10 protein-coding genes are annotated in these 14,906 nt (G+C 60.1%); 6 read left to right on the plus strand and 4 right to left on the minus strand.

Going from position 1 to position 14,906, the window contains the following annotated elements; genetic code table 11:
* Nucleotides 1–35 precede the first annotated feature (35 nt).
* Both ACZZ0B_RS27480 and ACZZ0B_RS27485 read left to right on the plus strand, forming a co-directional pair.
* Nucleotides 36–452 (plus strand): c-type cytochrome, encoded by a 417-nt coding sequence (locus ACZZ0B_RS27480; RefSeq protein WP_045123295.1) that lies wholly within the window; start codon nt 36–38, stop codon nt 450–452.
* Nucleotides 453–587: 135 nt separating this feature from the next.
* The gene (locus ACZZ0B_RS27485; protein WP_463546695.1) at nt 588–2,510 is read left to right on the plus strand and encodes an acetyl-CoA hydrolase/transferase C-terminal domain-containing protein; all 1,923 of its coding nucleotides are present in this window, start codon (nt 588–590) and stop codon (nt 2,508–2,510) included.
* A gap of 128 nt (nt 2,511–2,638) precedes the next feature.
* Here ACZZ0B_RS27485 and ACZZ0B_RS27490 read toward each other — a convergent pair whose 3' ends face one another.
* Both ACZZ0B_RS27490 and rep read right to left on the minus strand, forming a co-directional pair.
* The gene (locus tag ACZZ0B_RS27490; RefSeq protein WP_463546696.1) at nt 2,639–3,211 is read right to left on the minus strand and encodes a xanthine phosphoribosyltransferase; all 573 of its coding nucleotides are present in this window, start codon (nt 3,209–3,211) and stop codon (nt 2,639–2,641) included.
* A gap of 59 nt (nt 3,212–3,270) precedes the next feature.
* On the minus strand, nt 3,271–5,280 hold the full coding sequence (rep, locus tag ACZZ0B_RS27495; RefSeq protein WP_008086063.1) for a DNA helicase Rep: 2,010 nt from the start codon (nt 5,278–5,280) through the stop codon (nt 3,271–3,273).
* Nucleotides 5,281–5,542: 262 nt separating this feature from the next.
* Here rep and ACZZ0B_RS27500 point away from each other — a divergent pair, with 262 nt between their 5' ends.
* The gene (locus ACZZ0B_RS27500; RefSeq protein WP_463546697.1) at nt 5,543–7,216 is read left to right on the plus strand and encodes a putative bifunctional diguanylate cyclase/phosphodiesterase; all 1,674 of its coding nucleotides are present in this window, start codon (nt 5,543–5,545) and stop codon (nt 7,214–7,216) included.
* 108 nt (nt 7,217–7,324) lie between these two features.
* Here ACZZ0B_RS27500 and ACZZ0B_RS27505 read toward each other — a convergent pair whose 3' ends face one another.
* Nucleotides 7,325–8,722: a NorM family multidrug efflux MATE transporter gene (locus ACZZ0B_RS27505; protein ID WP_463546698.1), complete on the minus strand. Its 1,398-nt coding sequence runs from the start codon at nt 8,720–8,722 to the stop codon at nt 7,325–7,327.
* A 158-nt stretch (nt 8,723–8,880) separates the two neighbouring features.
* On the opposite strand from ACZZ0B_RS27505, the gene ACZZ0B_RS27510 reads away from it, so the two are divergent.
* The 3 genes from ACZZ0B_RS27510 to ACZZ0B_RS27520 all read left to right on the plus strand — a co-directional run bounded on the left by ACZZ0B_RS27510 (nt 8,881) and on the right by ACZZ0B_RS27520 (nt 13,396).
* Nucleotides 8,881–9,801, plus strand: coding sequence for a LysR substrate-binding domain-containing protein (locus tag ACZZ0B_RS27510; protein ID WP_463546699.1), 921 nt, complete (start codon nt 8,881–8,883; stop codon nt 9,799–9,801).
* Nucleotides 9,802–9,985: 184 nt separating this feature from the next.
* On the plus strand, nt 9,986–11,962 hold the full coding sequence (locus ACZZ0B_RS27515; RefSeq protein ID WP_440096653.1) for a methyl-accepting chemotaxis protein: 1,977 nt from the start codon (nt 9,986–9,988) through the stop codon (nt 11,960–11,962).
* A 219-nt stretch (nt 11,963–12,181) separates the two neighbouring features.
* Nucleotides 12,182–13,396 carry an aldose 1-epimerase family protein gene (locus ACZZ0B_RS27520; RefSeq protein ID WP_463546700.1) on the plus strand — a complete coding sequence of 405 codons (1,215 nt, stop codon included), beginning with the start codon at nt 12,182–12,184 and terminating at the stop codon, nt 13,394–13,396.
* Here the strand turns inward: ACZZ0B_RS27520 and ACZZ0B_RS27525 are convergent.
* Entirely contained in the window at nt 13,393–14,886 is a 1,494-nt protein-coding gene (locus tag ACZZ0B_RS27525) for a YifB family Mg chelatase-like AAA ATPase (protein WP_463546701.1), read from the minus strand. The two genes, ACZZ0B_RS27520 and ACZZ0B_RS27525, sit on opposite strands and share 4 nt — an antisense overlap.
* Nucleotides 14,887–14,906: the final 20 nt, after the last annotated feature.

The raw sequence follows: 14,906 nt of genomic DNA on the forward strand, positions 1-14,906 counted from the left end.
TAGCCACCATTGAGGGTGAACGCGTGAATCTAATTATGAAAATGCTGGCTGCACCAGCAACCGTACTGGCCCTCTGGGCTGTCAGCGCTCAAGCTGCGACGAATGACGACATTGCCAAACGCCTAGAGCCTGTCGGCCAGGTGTGTGTTCAAGGTCAGGAATGCAAAGGGATGGAAGTGGCGGCGACTGCCGGCGGTGGTGGCGGTGCCAAGACTCCGGACGAAGTGATTGCCAAACATTGCAACGCTTGCCACGGTTCCGGGTTGTTGGGTGCGCCGAAAATCGGTGATGCGGCAGCCTGGAAAGACCGCGCCGATCACCAGGGCGGCCTCGACGGCCTGCTGGCAAAAGCCATTACAGGCCTGAACGCCATGCCGCCAAAAGGCACCTGCGCTGATTGCTCGGATGACGAGTTGAAAGGCGCGATCCAGAAGATGTCCGGCCTGAAATAAGCTGCGCTTCTGATGAAAAAAACCGTCTTCGGACGGTTTTTTTGTGCCTGCGATTCAGGGGCTGGGCTGTTCATTGCAGCAAAGTAGCGGCAAGCTCGGTCTACCCCTATTCACGGAACGGGCAGGAGGCTTCAGATGGTGCAGTTGTGTTCGATCGAACAAGCAGTGGACGACGTGCTGGCGCGCTTGCCGGCGCATATCCACATGGGCATGCCGCTGGGCCTGGGCAAACCCAATCACTTCGTCAACGCGCTGTACCGGCGGATCAAAGGCTTGCCCGAGCGGCAACTGACGATCTACACCGCGCTGTGCCTCGGCCGCCCGGCGCTGGGCGACGGCTTGCAAAAGCGCTTCATCGAACCCTTCGTCGAGCGCGTCTTCGGTGACTATCCGGAATTCGATTTCCTCGCCGACCTGCACCGCGACAGCCTGCCCGCGAACATCCGCATCGAACAGTTTTTCATGCAGCCCGGCAGCCTGCTCAACAGCGCGCCGGCCCAGCAGGATTACGTCAGCAGCAACTACAGCCACGCCGCCCGCGACATCAACGCCGCCGGGCTGAATCTGGTGGCGCAGTTATTGGCCAGCAGCAGCGAACACCCGGATCGCCTGAGCCTGAGTTGCAACCCGGACATCACCCTCGACCTGTTGCCGATGATCGCCAAGCGCCGCGAGGCCGGGGAGACTATTTTGCTGGTCGGCCAGGTCCACACCGATCTGCCGTACATGCCCGGCGATGCCGAAGTCGATATCGACACCTTCGACCTGTTGATCGACGCGAAGGACAGCAGCACGCTGTTTTCCACGCCGAACATGCCGGTGGGGTTTCAGGATCATTTCATTGGTTTGCATGCGAGTACGCTGGTGCGCGACGGGGGTACGTTGCAGATCGGCATCGGCTCGATGGGCGATGCGCTGACTGCCGCGTTGCTCGCACGTCAAGCCGATAATGCCGGCTATAAAGCGCTGCTCGACGACATCAACCTCAGCCAATGGGCGCAGTTGATCAACCGCGAGGGCGGCACCGGGCCGTTCGCCAAAGGCCTGTACGGTTGCAGCGAAATGTTCGTCAACGGCCTGCTGGTGCTGGCGGATGCCGGGATCATCCGGCGCAAGGTCTACCCCGATGTACCGACGCAGGAACAGGCCAACGCCGGCACTCTCGACGAAGCCGCGCAAACTGACGGTATCTCCGTGCACGGCGGATTCTTCCTCGGCCCGCGCAGTTTCTACGAGCGCCTGCGTGAGTTGCCGTTGAGCAAACGCCTCGAATTCAACATGACCCGCATCAGCTACATCAACGAGCTCTACGGGCAGGAAGAACTCAAGCGTTTACAGCGCCTCGATGCGCGGTTCATCAACACGGTGTTCACCATGACCTTGCTCGGTGCGGGTGTGGCGGATCAACTGGAAGATGGGCGAGTGCTCAGCGGTGTCGGCGGGCAGTACAACTTCGTTGCGCAGGGCCACGCGTTGCACGATGCGCGGTCGATTCTGATCCTGCGTAGCTGGCGTGAATCCGGGGGCGACGTCAGCTCCAACATCGTCTGGGAATACGGCCACTGCACGATCCCACGGCATCTGCGTGATATCGTCGTGACCGAATACGGCATCGCTGATCTGCGCGGTAAAACTGATGCCGTAGTGATCGAATCGCTGTTGAACATTAGTGACTCGCGCTTCCAGCAGGGCCTGATCGAACAAGCGCAAAAGGTCGGCAAGCTGCCAAAGGATTTCCGCCTCGATCCACGCTTCGCCGAGAACACGCCGCAGCGTTTGCAAGCCATCGCCGCACGGCATGCGAACCTGTTTCCGGAGTATCCACTGGGCTGTGATTTCACTGCGATCGAACGGGATTTACTGCGGGCGCTGAACTGGCTGAAGAGCAAATTCAAACTCAGCGAAATCCTCGAACTGGGCAAAGCCGCCCTCGACGCCCCCGAGGCATCGCTCTACCCCGAACACCTCGAACGCATGCAACTCACAAACCCGGAAGGCCTGAAAGAAGACCTCTTCCAGCGCCTGCTGCTCACCGGCCTAAAAGCCACCACCCAATAACTGCCGGACCCAAAACAACTGTAGGAGTGAGCCTGCTCGCGATGGCGGTGTTTCAGCTGACGAATATATCGACTGACACTACGCTATCGCGAGCAGGCTCACTCCTACAGGGGGGCTGCGGTGTGGCTTTATTCGATGAAGGTGACGACGCCGTCCTTCAACGATTTCACGCGGGCCAGCGATTCGACGCGGTAGCCTTGCGAGTCCAGTTCGGCGCGGCCGCCCTGGAACGATTTTTCGATGACGATGCCCAGACCGGCAACGGTCGCGCCGGCCTGTTTGATGATCGAGATCAGCGCTTGCGAGGCCTTACCGTTGGCCAGGAAGTCGTCGATGATCAGCACGCGGTCGCTGCTGGTCAGGTGACGCGGGGAGATGGCCACGGTGCTTTCGGTCTGCTTGGTGAACGAGTAAACGGTCGCCGACAGCAGGTTTTCCGTCAGGGTCAGGGACTGGTGCTTGCGGGCGAAGATCACCGGTACGCCGAGGTTCAGACCGGTCATGATCGCCGGGGCGATGCCCGAGGCTTCGATGGTGACGATCTTGGTGATGCCCGAATCCTTGAACAGCGCGGCGAATTCGTCGCCGATCAGCTTCATCAGGGCCGGGTCGATCTGGTGGTTCAGGAAGGCGTCGACCTTCAGGACCTGGTCGGAAAGCACAATGCCTTGTTCGCGGATTTTCTGCTGCAATGCTTCCATGAAGCTGTCCTCTTTTGGCGCTTTGTGCGCCGAAGGTCTAGTAAAAAAAGTGGTCAATTCTAGCGCTTTAACATCGCGCGTATATCAGCCAATGCGCTATTGCCGCGCACGACTTTGACTTCGGTCGGTGTGTCGTCGTTGCCTTCCCACGCCAGATCGTCCGGCGGCAGCTCATCGAGGAAGCGGCTCGGCGCGCAGTCGATGATCTCGCCGTACTGCTTGCGCTTGGCGGCGAAGGTGAAGGCCAGTGTCTGGCGCGCGCGGGTGATGCCCACGTAGGCCAGGCGGCGTTCTTCTTCGATGGTGTCGGCTTCGATACTGGAGCGGTGCGGAAGGATTTCCTCTTCCATGCCCATGATGAACACGTAAGGGAATTCCAGACCCTTGGACGCATGCAGGGTCATCATCTGCACGCCTTCAGCGCCGTCTTCCTCTTCCTGCTGACGTTCGAGCATGTCGCGCAGAACGAGTTTGCCGATCGCATCCTCGACGGTCATTTCGCCTTCTTCGTCTTTCTCAAGGGTGTTTTTCAACGCCTCGATCAGGAACCAGACGTTGCTCATCCGGTAGTCGGCAGCCTTGTCGCTGGAGCTGTTGGTGCGCAGCCAGTTCTCGTAGTCGATGTCCATGACCATGCTGCGCAGTGCCGAGATCGGGTCTTCGCCGGCGCACTGCTCGCGCACTTTGTCCATGAAACGCTTGAAGCGCGACAGGCGATCGGTGAAGCGGCTGTCCAGATGCTCGCCCAGACCGATTTCGTCGGTGGCGGCGTACATCGAGATTTTGCGTTCGGTGGCGTAGTTGCCGAGCTTTTCCAGGGTGGTCGAGCCGATTTCGCGGCGCGGCACGTTGATCACGCGCAGGAAGGCGTTGTCGTCATCCGGGTTCACGATCAGGCGGAAGTAGGCCATCAGGTCTTTCACTTCCTGACGGCCAAAGAAGCTGTTACCGCCGCTCAGACGGTACGGGACCTGATGGTGCTGCAGCTTCAGCTCGATCAGTTTGGCCTGATAGTTACCGCGATAGAGAATCGCGAAATCGCTGTACGGGCGGTCGGTGCGCAAGTGCAGGCTGAGGATTTCCATGGCCACGCGCTCGGCTTCGGCGTCCTCGTTGCGGCAGCGGATCACGCGGATCTCGTCACCGTGGCCCATTTCACTCCACAGCTGCTTTTCGAATTCGTGCGGGTTGTTCGAGATCAGCACGTTGGCGCAACGCAGGATGCGACTGGTCGAGCGGTAGTTTTGTTCGAGCATCACCACTTTCAAGGACGGATAGTCGTCCTTGAGCAGCATCAGGTTTTCCGGCCGCGCGCCACGCCAGGCGTAGATCGACTGATCGTCGTCGCCGACCACGGTGAACTGGTTGCGCTTGCCGATGAGCATTTTTACCAGCAGGTATTGGCTGGCGTTGGTGTCCTGATATTCATCGACGAGCAGGTAGCGCACCTTGTTCTGCCATTTTTCGAGAATGTCGGCGTGTTCTTCGAAAAGTTTTACCGGCAGCAGGATCAGGTCGTCGAAGTCCACCGCGTTGAATGCTTTCAGCGTGCGCTGATAGTGGGTGTAGACGATGGCGGCCGTCTGTTCCTTGGGATTACGCGCGTTCTCCAGCGCCTGAGGCGGCAGGATCAGGTCGTTTTTCCAGGCGCCGATCATGTTCTTGATCTCGTCGACGCCGTCTTCGCCCGCATATTCCTTCTGCATGATGTCGGTCATCAGCGACTTCACGTCGGTCTCGTCGAAGATCGAGAAACCGGGTTTGTAGCCCAGCCGCGCGTGTTCCTTGCGGATGATGTTCAAGCCCAGGTTGTGGAAGGTGCAGACCGTCAGGCCGCGCCCTTCGCCGGCCCGCAGCAGGGTGCCGACCCGCTCTTTCATCTCGCGCGCGGCCTTGTTGGTAAAGGTCATGGCGACGATGTACTGGGCGCGGATGCCGCAGTTCTGGATCAGGTGCGCGATCTTGCGCGTAATCACGCTGGTCTTGCCGGAGCCAGCACCGGCGAGCACCAATAGAGGGCCGCCGACGTAGTTCACGGCTTCTTGCTGCCGGGGATTGAGTCGGGACATACGAAAATTCAGGAGTCGTTGACGAAATGGGCCGGCATTTTAACAGGCTCAGCGATTTGTGCTGCTCTGTCCGACTTGTGACGTACCACGCGATTCAAATTTGCCGGTTTTGTTACTTTCACGCAGGATGCGCGGTGATTTTGCGGCTAATGTTCTCATTCGTGACACAAAATAACGTTTTGATAACCGTTGTCATTTGGTCATTGAACATCGCAACGGCATAATGCCCCGCCCACATCATTGCAGAGTCTAGGGAGCTAGCTTGTCTACGCCTGTCGAACCCTTGCGTTTGCTGCTACTGGCCGAAGAGCCAGCGTGGACAGCGTTATTGCGTGAGTGTCTGGCTCCGATGGGGAGCGCGGCGGTGCTGATCAGCGCGCCGAGCTGGGAGTCGGTCAGCAGTTTGTTCGAAGACAACCGCCACGCGGTTCTGTTGACCCTACCGGCGTTGCAGCCGGCACCGGGCCGTTGCAGCTTGCCGACAGTCTTGCTGCTGGAACACGAACCGGACACCGCGCCGGTTGGCGTCAGTGACTGGCTGGTGTTCGACGCGCTCGACGCCGGCATGCTGCGCCGTTGCCTGCGCCATGTGCGTGAGCGCGGCGTGCTCGAAAATACTCTGCAACGCCTGGCCGAACAGGATCCGCTGACGGGCATCGCCAATCGCCAGGGTTTCCAGACCTTGCTCGCTGCGCGTCTCGCGGAAAACGATGGACGTGGCGTGGCCCTCGGGCATCTCGATCTCGACAACTTCCGCCACGCCAACGATGCTCTCGGTCACCAGGCGGGTGATCGCTTGATCCTGCAAGTCGTCGCGCGGCTGAAAAGTCAGCTCGAAGCCGGTGATCAACTGGCACGTCTCGGCAGCGATGAATTCGCCTTGCTGATCGACACCCGCCGCGCGCCGCAACGCGCCGAGTGGATGGCCGAACGTATCACCGAAGCACTCGCCGAACCGTATTGGGTCGATGGTGAAAGTCTGCTCATCGGCTCCAGCCTCGGCATCGCTCATGCCCGCGCGCAGGGTGGTGCCGACCCGCTGATGTGGCACGCACACATCGCCATGCAGCAGGCCAAGAGCACGCAGGGCTGCACCTTTCATATCTTCAACGAACGCATCAACCGCAACGCGCGGAGCATGGCCGACCTCGAAAGCGAGCTGCGCCGGGCCTTGCGTCGCGATGAGCTGGAATTGCATTACCAGCCACGCCTGAATCTTGCGGACGGCCAGATTGTCGGCCTCGAGGCCCTGGTGCGCTGGCGCCATGGCGAACGTGGTTTGCTGCCGCCGAGTGAATTCGTGCCGCTGGCCGAGCAAAGCGGGTTGATTGTGCCGCTGGGTTACTGGGTGATTTCCCGGGCGCTGCGTGACATGCAGGCGTTGCGCGAACGCGGACTGCCGGCGTTGCACATGGCGATCAATCTGTCATTTCGTCAGTTTCAGGACAGTCAGTTGTTGCCGACGTTGAGCCGCTTGATCGCTGAGCGTGGTGTGGAAGCGCAGTGGCTGGAATTCGAACTGACCGAAACCGCCGTGATGCGCCGCAGCGATCTGGTCAAGCAGACCATGGATGCCCTTGGGCGGCTCGGCGTGCGCTTCTCGCTGGATGATTTCGGTACCGGGTTCTCGTCGTTCGTACACCTCAACAGCTTGCCGATCACTTTGCTGAAGATCGACAAGAGTTTCGTCGGTGGCATGGAGCAGCGCGAAGAGAACCGCAAACTGGTGCACGCGATGATCAACCTTGCGCACAACCTGCACCTGGAAGTGGTGGCGGAAGGGGTCGAGACGCCGGAACAACTGGAATTGCTGCGCGGGTTTGGCTGCGATCAGGTGCAGGGTTATCTGATCAGCCGGCCGTTGCCGTTGGCAGAGCTGGTTGAGTATCTGACCTTCGGCTCAAGCCAACAGCCCGCCCTTGAGATCGTAAGCTGAACACATAATCAATGTAGGAGTGAGCCTGCTCGCGATAGCGGTGTGTCAGACAACTCATCATTATCTGACACACCGCTATCGCGAGCAGGCTCACTCCTACAAGGTGTCTCAGTCGGTCTGCGGGACAGTGAACTGACTTGATGACACAGGCTCACGCCGAATCATCCGCTTCATCTTCCACTCAAACGCCAGCGTCAGACTCACCGCCGCGCACGCCAGGCCCAGCGCCAAGCCCCACCAGACGCCCGTCGGCCCCCAGTTCAAGTGGAACGCCATCCACCACGCCGCCGGCGCGCCAATCAGCCAATAACAGCCGAGCCCGACCAGGAACGTGGTCTTTGCATCCTTGAGCCCGCGAATACAGCCCATGGCAATCGTCTGCGTGCCGTCGAACAGCTCGAACCATGCCGCCACGGCCAGGAGGCTCACCGCCAAACGAATCACTTCGGCAAACGCCGGATCATTGTGATCAAGGAATAACCCGACCAACTGATTTGGCAGCAACCAGAACACCATCGCAAACCCGAGCATCACCACCGCACCAAAGACGATCCCGACGCGGCCCGACATCCGTGCATCGAGCAATTGCCCGGCGCCGTAATGCTGGCCGATGCGCATGGTGATCGCATAGGACATGCCCGCCGGCACCATGAACGCCACCGAGACAATCTGCAGGGCGATCTGATGCGCGCCCAGTTGCGTGCTGCCCATGGTGCCCATGCACAGCGCCGCGAAGGCAAACAACCCGACTTCCACCGCGTAGGTGCCACCGATCGGCAGACCGAGGCGCCAGAGTTCTTTCAGGTACTGCCGATTCGGCCGCGATAACCCTGCGCGTAGCGGATAAGCGTCATAGGCCGGATGCCGGCGAATATGCCAGGCCAATGCCAGCGCCATGCAGTTGGCGACAATCGCCGTGACCAGGCCGATGCCCATCAACCCCATTTTCGGCAAGCCGAACATGCCAGTGATCAGCGCGTAATTGAGCAGGAAGTTGGCCACGGTGCCGGCGAGGCTGATAACCATCACCGGCGTCGCCCGGCCAATCGCACTGGTGAACCCGCGCAGCGCCATGAAACTGAGGTAGCCGGGCAGAGCGAAGGGCAGGGCGATCAGGAATTGTCCGGCAGCGTTGACGTTGGTTTCGGTCTGGCCGAACAGCAGCAACACCGGTTTCAGGTTCCACAGCAGCAACCCAGCGCCCAACGCCATCAGCCACGCCAGCCACAACCCGGCCTGAGTCAGCCGTGCGGCGCCAATGATGTCGCCAGCACCTTTGCGAATCGCCACCAGCGTGCCAACCGCCGCAATCACGCCGATGCAGAAAATCGACACGAACGAATAGGTTGCTGCACCCAGCCCGCCGCCGGCCAGCGCTTCGGGGCTTAAGCGCGCCATCATCAGGGTGTCAGTCAGCACCATCAACATGTGCGCCAACTGTGAAGCGATCAACGGCCCTGCCAGCCGCAGAATGGCCCAGAGTTCGGTACGCACAGGATGCTGCATGGTCATCACCACTCGATATCGGAGGGAACAGGAGAGCATCGATTCTCGGCGCTTGGCAGTTATTGCACAAAGGGATAAAAAGGATGGGTCGCATGAGTAATACTCATCCTGAGTAGAAACTGTCCATTTCGCTGTATCCCGCTGCAGGAGCCTTGTGCATGTCCCGTCGACTTCCTCCGTTGTATGCCCTGCGCGCATTCGAAGCCGCCGCGCGGCACAGCTCGTTCACGCGTGCGGCCGAGGAGTTGTCGATCACCCAGAGTGCGGTGAGTCGGCACATTCGTACGCTCGAAGATCACTTTGCCTGCAAGCTGTTTCACCGCAGCGGTCGCCATTTGCAGCTCACCGAGTCGGCCCGTTTGCTGTTGCCGGGTATTCGTGAAGGTTTTGCAGCCCTGGAACGGGCCTGTAATACCTTGCGCGCTGAAGATGACATCCTGCGCATGAAAGCCCCGTCGACCCTGACCATGCGTTGGTTGCTGGCGCGACTCAGTCGTTTCCGTCACTTGCAACCGGGCAACGAAGTGCAACTGACCAGCGCGTGGATGGACGTCGATTCGGTAGACTTCAACGATGAGCCGTTCGATTGTGCGGTGCTGTTGAGCGACGGGCATTTCCCGCCGGACTGGGAGGCGAGCTTGCTGTTTCCCGAAGAGCTGATTCCCGTCGGCGCACCGAACCTGCTCAATGATCAACCGTGGGATCTGGCCCGGCTGGCGTCCACCGAATTGCTCCATCCGACGCCGGATCGCCGCGACTGGCGCAGTTGGCTGGAGCACATGGGTTTGTCCGATCAGGTCTCGCTCAAGGGCGGGCAAGTCTTCGACACGCTGGAATTGGGCATGATCGCGGCGGCGCGCGGTTACGGTGTGTCGATGGGCGATCTGTTGATGGTCGCCGAAGATGTCGCGCAAGGACGGCTGAGCCTGCCATGGCCGACTGCGGTCGCCAGTGGATTGAATTATTACCTGGTGTGGCCAAAGACCCGTCCGGGAGGTGAACGTTTGCGCCGCCTCAGCGACTTCCTGCAGGGCGAAGTCCGCGCCATGGAGCTGCCGGACGTTGCGCGCTTGGGCTGAAACGTTCGAGCCGCCACAATGGAGGCCTTGCGCCATACCCTCGCAATGCGCTCAAGTATTCGGTTTTACCGCCGACTATGAGCAAGTGGAACCGTCGTGCCGGTATCCACGATTCACCCCCACTATTAGAAAATTATCCGAGTCGAGATCAAGGAGGATCCCGTGGCTCGGCCAGGAGCTGTGCATGTCTCAACCTCGCGCTCGGATCGCCTCGCAGCTGGGCCTCGCGCTCGCTGTGATACTGGCGATAGTTATCAGTGGCAGTACGGTGTTCGCCCTGCGTTCGCTGGATTCGGCCAACCTCGCCACCCGTGAAGAGCATCTGGCCAGTGAGGCGCGGCTGCTGGCCGACCAACTGAGTACCTTTCACGGCACGCTGCGTGAAAGCACCCAGCGTCTGAGTGGGTTGTTCGAGAAGCGCTTCAGCGCCGGCTTGAGCATTCACCCGAGTGAGCCGGTAACGGTGGCAGGCACCCAAACCCCGGGCCTGCACTTGGGCAGCGAAGTGCTGAACAACAACTTCAAGGAAGTCGACGAGTTCAAGCAGATGACCGCCGGCGTCGCCACGTTGTTTGTGCGCAGTGGTGAAGACTTCGTGCGGGTCAGCACCTCGCTGACCAAACAGGACGGCACCCGTGCTATCGGCACCTTGCTTGATCACGCGCACCCGGCGTACGCGAAGTTGATGGCGGGGCAGAGCTATGTTGGCCGTGCGTTGCTGTTCGATCGTTCCTACATGACTCAGTACACGCCAGTGCGCGACGGCAGCGGCAAGGTGATTGCGGTGTTGTTTGTCGGTTTCGATTACACCGACGCGCAGAATGCCCAGTTCGACAACCTCAAGCGCTTCCGCATTGGCCAGACCGGCTCGCTGGCGCTGCTCGATGAGCAGAGCAAATGGCTGGTTGCTCCGGCGGGTGTGCAGGCGTTGGATCAAGCGATTCCAGTGATCAAGGATCTGGCGAAATCGCCGGGCAAAGGTCAGTTCTGGGGCGACAAGTCCGAAGATTTCTACAGCGTCGCGGTGCCGTTTGATGGCGGGCCGTGGTCGGTGGTGGCAAGCATGCCGAAAGCCGAAATCCGCGCAGTGACCTGGAGCGTCGGCACGCAATTGGCCATTGGCAGCCTGCTGGCGATGCTGTTGGCGGTCGGTTCCGTTGTGTGGTTGCTGCGCAGCAAACTGGCGCCACTGAGCGATCTGGTACGTCAGGCCGAAGCTTTGGGCGCTGGCGATCTGAGCGTGCGCCTGAGCGTATCGAGCAACGACGAAATCGGTCAATTGTCTCGTGCGTTCAACCAGATGAGCCAAGCGCTGTCGACGATGGTCGAGCACATCCGCCGCTCTTCGGAAGAGGTCAACAGCCGTGCGCAAGCCTTGTCTGGCCTGTCCGGCGGCGCGTACGAAGGCATGGAGCAGCAGTCCGGCGAAATCACCAGCATGGCCGGCGCGGTGGAAGAATTCAGCGCGACCTCGTTGAACATCGCCGACAACATGGGCGCGACCCAGCGTCTGGCGCAGGAAAATGCTCAGCAAACACAGATTGGTCGCAGCTCGATGGAAGAGGCCTCGTCGTCGCTGGAGCAAATCGCTGGCGCCCTGAACAGCACCGCCACCGTGATCAACACCCTCGGTCAGCGTTCGCAGGAAATTGGCGGCATCGTCGGCGTGATCACCTCGATTGCCGAGCAGACCAATTTGCTCGCGCTCAACGCTGCAATCGAGGCAGCCCGTGCCGGTGAGCAGGGTCGTGGCTTTGCTGTGGTGGCGGACGAGGTGCGCAGCCTGGCTTCGCGTACTCGCCAGGCCACCGATGAGATTTCCAGCATGATTCATAGCATCCAGCAGGAAACCGGCAACGCGATCAGCACCATGGAGCAGGGCAACGTGCTGATGCAGGAAGGTCTGTCGCGTAACGCCAATGTCGCGTCGGCGCTGGCGCGTATTGACGAGCAGAGCCGTTCGGCGGGGCAGCAGTTTGCCGCGATTACTACGGCGACTCAGGAGCAGAGCAGCACCGCGACGTTGTTGAGCAGCAATTTGCAGAGCATTGCGCTGGCCAACAGTGAGCAGCGTGAGGTTGTGTCGAACCTGGCTGTTACGGCTAAAGAGCTGGAGAAGCTGGCGGCGGATTTGCGTTCCGAGGTTGATCGCTTCCGTTGATGGATGGCTGAAATCGCTATCGCGAGCAGGCTCACTCCTACAGGTGTATCGGTTGGTCGCAATGTTTGTGATCACCAAAGATCCCTGTGGGAGTGAGCCTGCTCGCGATCGCCTCACCGCCAATCCTGGATAAAACACTCGTACTCTTGCTCTTTCATACTTGCTGAAACGTTTCCGCAGCGCTATAAAAATGGCACAACTCCAATAAAGGCTGCTGCCATGACTCCGCTCAAACTCGCCGTCGCCCTCGGCGCTTTCACTGCTGCTTCCCACGCCATGGCCTGGGATTACGTCCTTCTCGATACCAACAAGCCCGCGCAAAACTGGAGCATCACCAGTGAACAGCTCGGTGTGAAAACCGACCAACCCTTCTCCGTAAGCCTGCGTACCTTGCACGGTGGGCGGCAGGAAGGTGTCAGCATCGTTGATATCGATAACGGCACGATGAAACTCTCGGTGGTGCCAACCCGCGGCATGAATGTCTTGCAGGCCTCTGTCGGCAATGTGCGCATGGGGTGGGATTCGCCGGTCAAGGACGTGGTCAACCCGTCCTTTATCGAGCTCAACGGACGCGGTGGGCTGGGTTGGCTGGAAGGCTTCAATGAGCTGGTCGCCCGCTGCGGTTACGAATGGGTCGGCCATCCCGGCATCGATAATGGTGAGCTGCTGACCTTGCACGGCCGCGCCGCCAACATCCCGGCCAGTACCGTCACGCTGCACATCGACGAAAAGCCACCCTACGCCATCAGTCTGCGCGGCGAGCTGAAAGAGCAAGCTTTCAAGAAAGTCGATTTCTCGGTTGTCACTGAATTGGTCACCGAGCCTGGCAGCGTGCGCTTTGCACTCAACGATACGCTGACCAACAACGGCGACTATCCAAAGGAATACCAAGCGCTGTACCACAGCAATTTCAGCACGCCGTTCCTCGAGCAGGGTGCCCGTTTTGCTGCACCGGTAAAACAGGTCTCGCCGTTCAACGACAAGGCCAAAGGCGATCTGGCTGACTGGCAGACCTATCGCGCGCCGACCAAGGACTACGACGAAACCGTCTATAACGTTGTGCCCTATGCCGACGCGAAAGGTGAAACCCTGACCGTTTTGCATAACAAGGCGGGCAGCCTCGGTGTCTCCGTCGGCTTCAATACCCAGCAGTTGCCGGTGTTCTCCCTGTGGAAAAACACCGATACGCAAGGGCAGGGCTATGTCACGGGGCTGGAGCCGGGCACCAGTTTTTCCTACAACCGCCGCTATCAGCGTCCGCTGAATCTGGTGCCGACTATCGCACCCAAAGAACACAAACAGTTCCAGATCAGCTACAGCCTGCTTGCGGACAAGGGGGCTGTGGATAACGCCTTGAAGCGTGTGACCGAAATTCAGGCGGGGCGCGAGACCGAAGTGCGGCAGACGCCGTTGGTGGATCTGACCGAGCATTAAGGTGTCGCCGGCCGATATTGCAGCGCCTCGGCCAAGTGTTCGCGTTTGATTGCATTGACTTGCTCAAGGTCTGCCAAAGTGCGGGCGACCTTGAGTAGCCGGTGTGCCGAGCGCAGCGATAGCGTCAGCCGTTCACAGGCTGATTCCAGCCATTTCTCATCGGCTGTGGATAACTTGCAGTGTTTTTTCAGTCCTGGCAGATCGAGAAACGCGTTGGCGCAGCCTTGACGCTTTTGCTGTCGCTCGCGAGCCTCGGCTACCAATGCTGCGGCGCTGGCACTGTCTTCTCCCGGCTTGGCCTGTGGGTTCAACGCCGTCGCTTCCCGCGCCACCGTCAGGTGCAGATCAATCCGATCCAGCAAAGGCCCCGATAGCTTGTTGCGATAGCGCTGCACCATGTCCGGTGTGCACGAGCACTTGCCGCTGGGCTCACCAAGATATCCACAGGGGCAGGGGTTCATTGCTGCGACCAACTGGAAACGTGCCGGAAAGCGCACGCGATCCTTGGCTCGGGAAATCACGATGTGCCCTGACTCCAAAGGCTCGCGTAAAACCTCCAATACCTTGCGATCAAATTCCGGCAGCTCATCGAGAAACAGCACGCCGTGATGGGCGAGGGTAATCTCACCGGGTTGCGGTTTCGAACTGCCGCCGACCAGAGCCGGCCCTGATGCCGAGTGGTGCGGTTGACGGAAGGGGCGCTGCGGCCAATGGGTCAGCGGCGCGCCACTGGCGACTGACTGAATCGCCGCCACCTCCAGTGCTTCACTCTCGGCCAGCGGCGGCAACAGCCCAGGCAGCCGACTTGCCAACAATGTCTTACCCGTTCCCGGCGGCCCGCTGAACAACAAGTTATGGGCCCCCGCAGCAGCGATCAGCAACGCTCGTTTCGCCGCCACTTGCCCTTGCACTTCATTCAAGTCGGGATAAGGCTTGCTGGCATGCATCAATCCATCGGAGACATAGGGCTCAACCGGCGTATGGCCATTGAAATGCGCCACCGCCTCCAGCAAATGATCCACCGCAAACACCTTCAACCCCGAAGCCAGACACGCCTCCTCGGCATTCGCTCGCGGCACCACCAACGCACGACCCGCCTTGCGCGCCGCCAATGCTGCCGGCAAAACCCCGCGCACCGCCCTTACTGCGCCGGACAATGCCAACTCTCCCAGACATTCCACATCGTCCAGCGTCAGACACGGCACCTGCACACTCGCCGACAGAATCCCCAAGGCAATCGCCAGATCAAACCGCCCGCCATCCTTGGGCAAATCCGCCGGCGCCAGATTCAAGGTGATCCGCCGCGCGGGAAACTGCAGCCCTGAATTGATGATCGCGCTGCGCACCCGATCCTTGCTCTCCTTCACCGCCGCCTCGGGCAGGCCGACCATGGTCAGCGACGGCAGGCCGTTGGCCAGATGGACTTCGACGGTGACGGCGGGGGCTTCCACGCCAATCTGGGCGCGACTGTGGACGATGGAGAGGGACATGGTCGTTCCTTGAGCTGAAT

Source organism: Pseudomonas sp. AC247, from assembly GCF_979258015.1.

Excerpts from the sequence above, each read along its gene's own strand:
- ACZZ0B_RS27520 (WP_463546700.1), top strand. The coding sequence starts at position 12,182 with ATGACTCCGCTCAAACTCGCCGTCGCCCTCGGCGCTTTCACTGCTGCT.
- ACZZ0B_RS27515 (WP_440096653.1), top strand. The coding sequence starts at position 9,986 with ATGTCTCAACCTCGCGCTCGGATCGCCTCGCAGCTGGGCCTCGCGCTC.
- ACZZ0B_RS27480 (WP_045123295.1), top strand. The coding sequence starts at position 36 with ATGAAAATGCTGGCTGCACCAGCAACCGTACTGGCCCTCTGGGCTGTC.
- rep (WP_008086063.1), bottom strand. The coding sequence starts at position 5,280 with ATGTCCCGACTCAATCCCCGGCAGCAAGAAGCCGTGAACTACGTCGGC.
- ACZZ0B_RS27505 (WP_463546698.1), bottom strand. The coding sequence starts at position 8,722 with ATGCAGCATCCTGTGCGTACCGAACTCTGGGCCATTCTGCGGCTGGCA.
- ACZZ0B_RS27510 (WP_463546699.1), top strand. The coding sequence starts at position 8,881 with ATGTCCCGTCGACTTCCTCCGTTGTATGCCCTGCGCGCATTCGAAGCC.
- ACZZ0B_RS27525 (WP_463546701.1), bottom strand. The coding sequence starts at position 14,886 with ATGTCCCTCTCCATCGTCCACAGTCGCGCCCAGATTGGCGTGGAAGCC.
- ACZZ0B_RS27485 (WP_463546695.1), top strand. The coding sequence starts at position 588 with ATGGTGCAGTTGTGTTCGATCGAACAAGCAGTGGACGACGTGCTGGCG.
- ACZZ0B_RS27490 (WP_463546696.1), bottom strand. The coding sequence starts at position 3,211 with ATGGAAGCATTGCAGCAGAAAATCCGCGAACAAGGCATTGTGCTTTCC.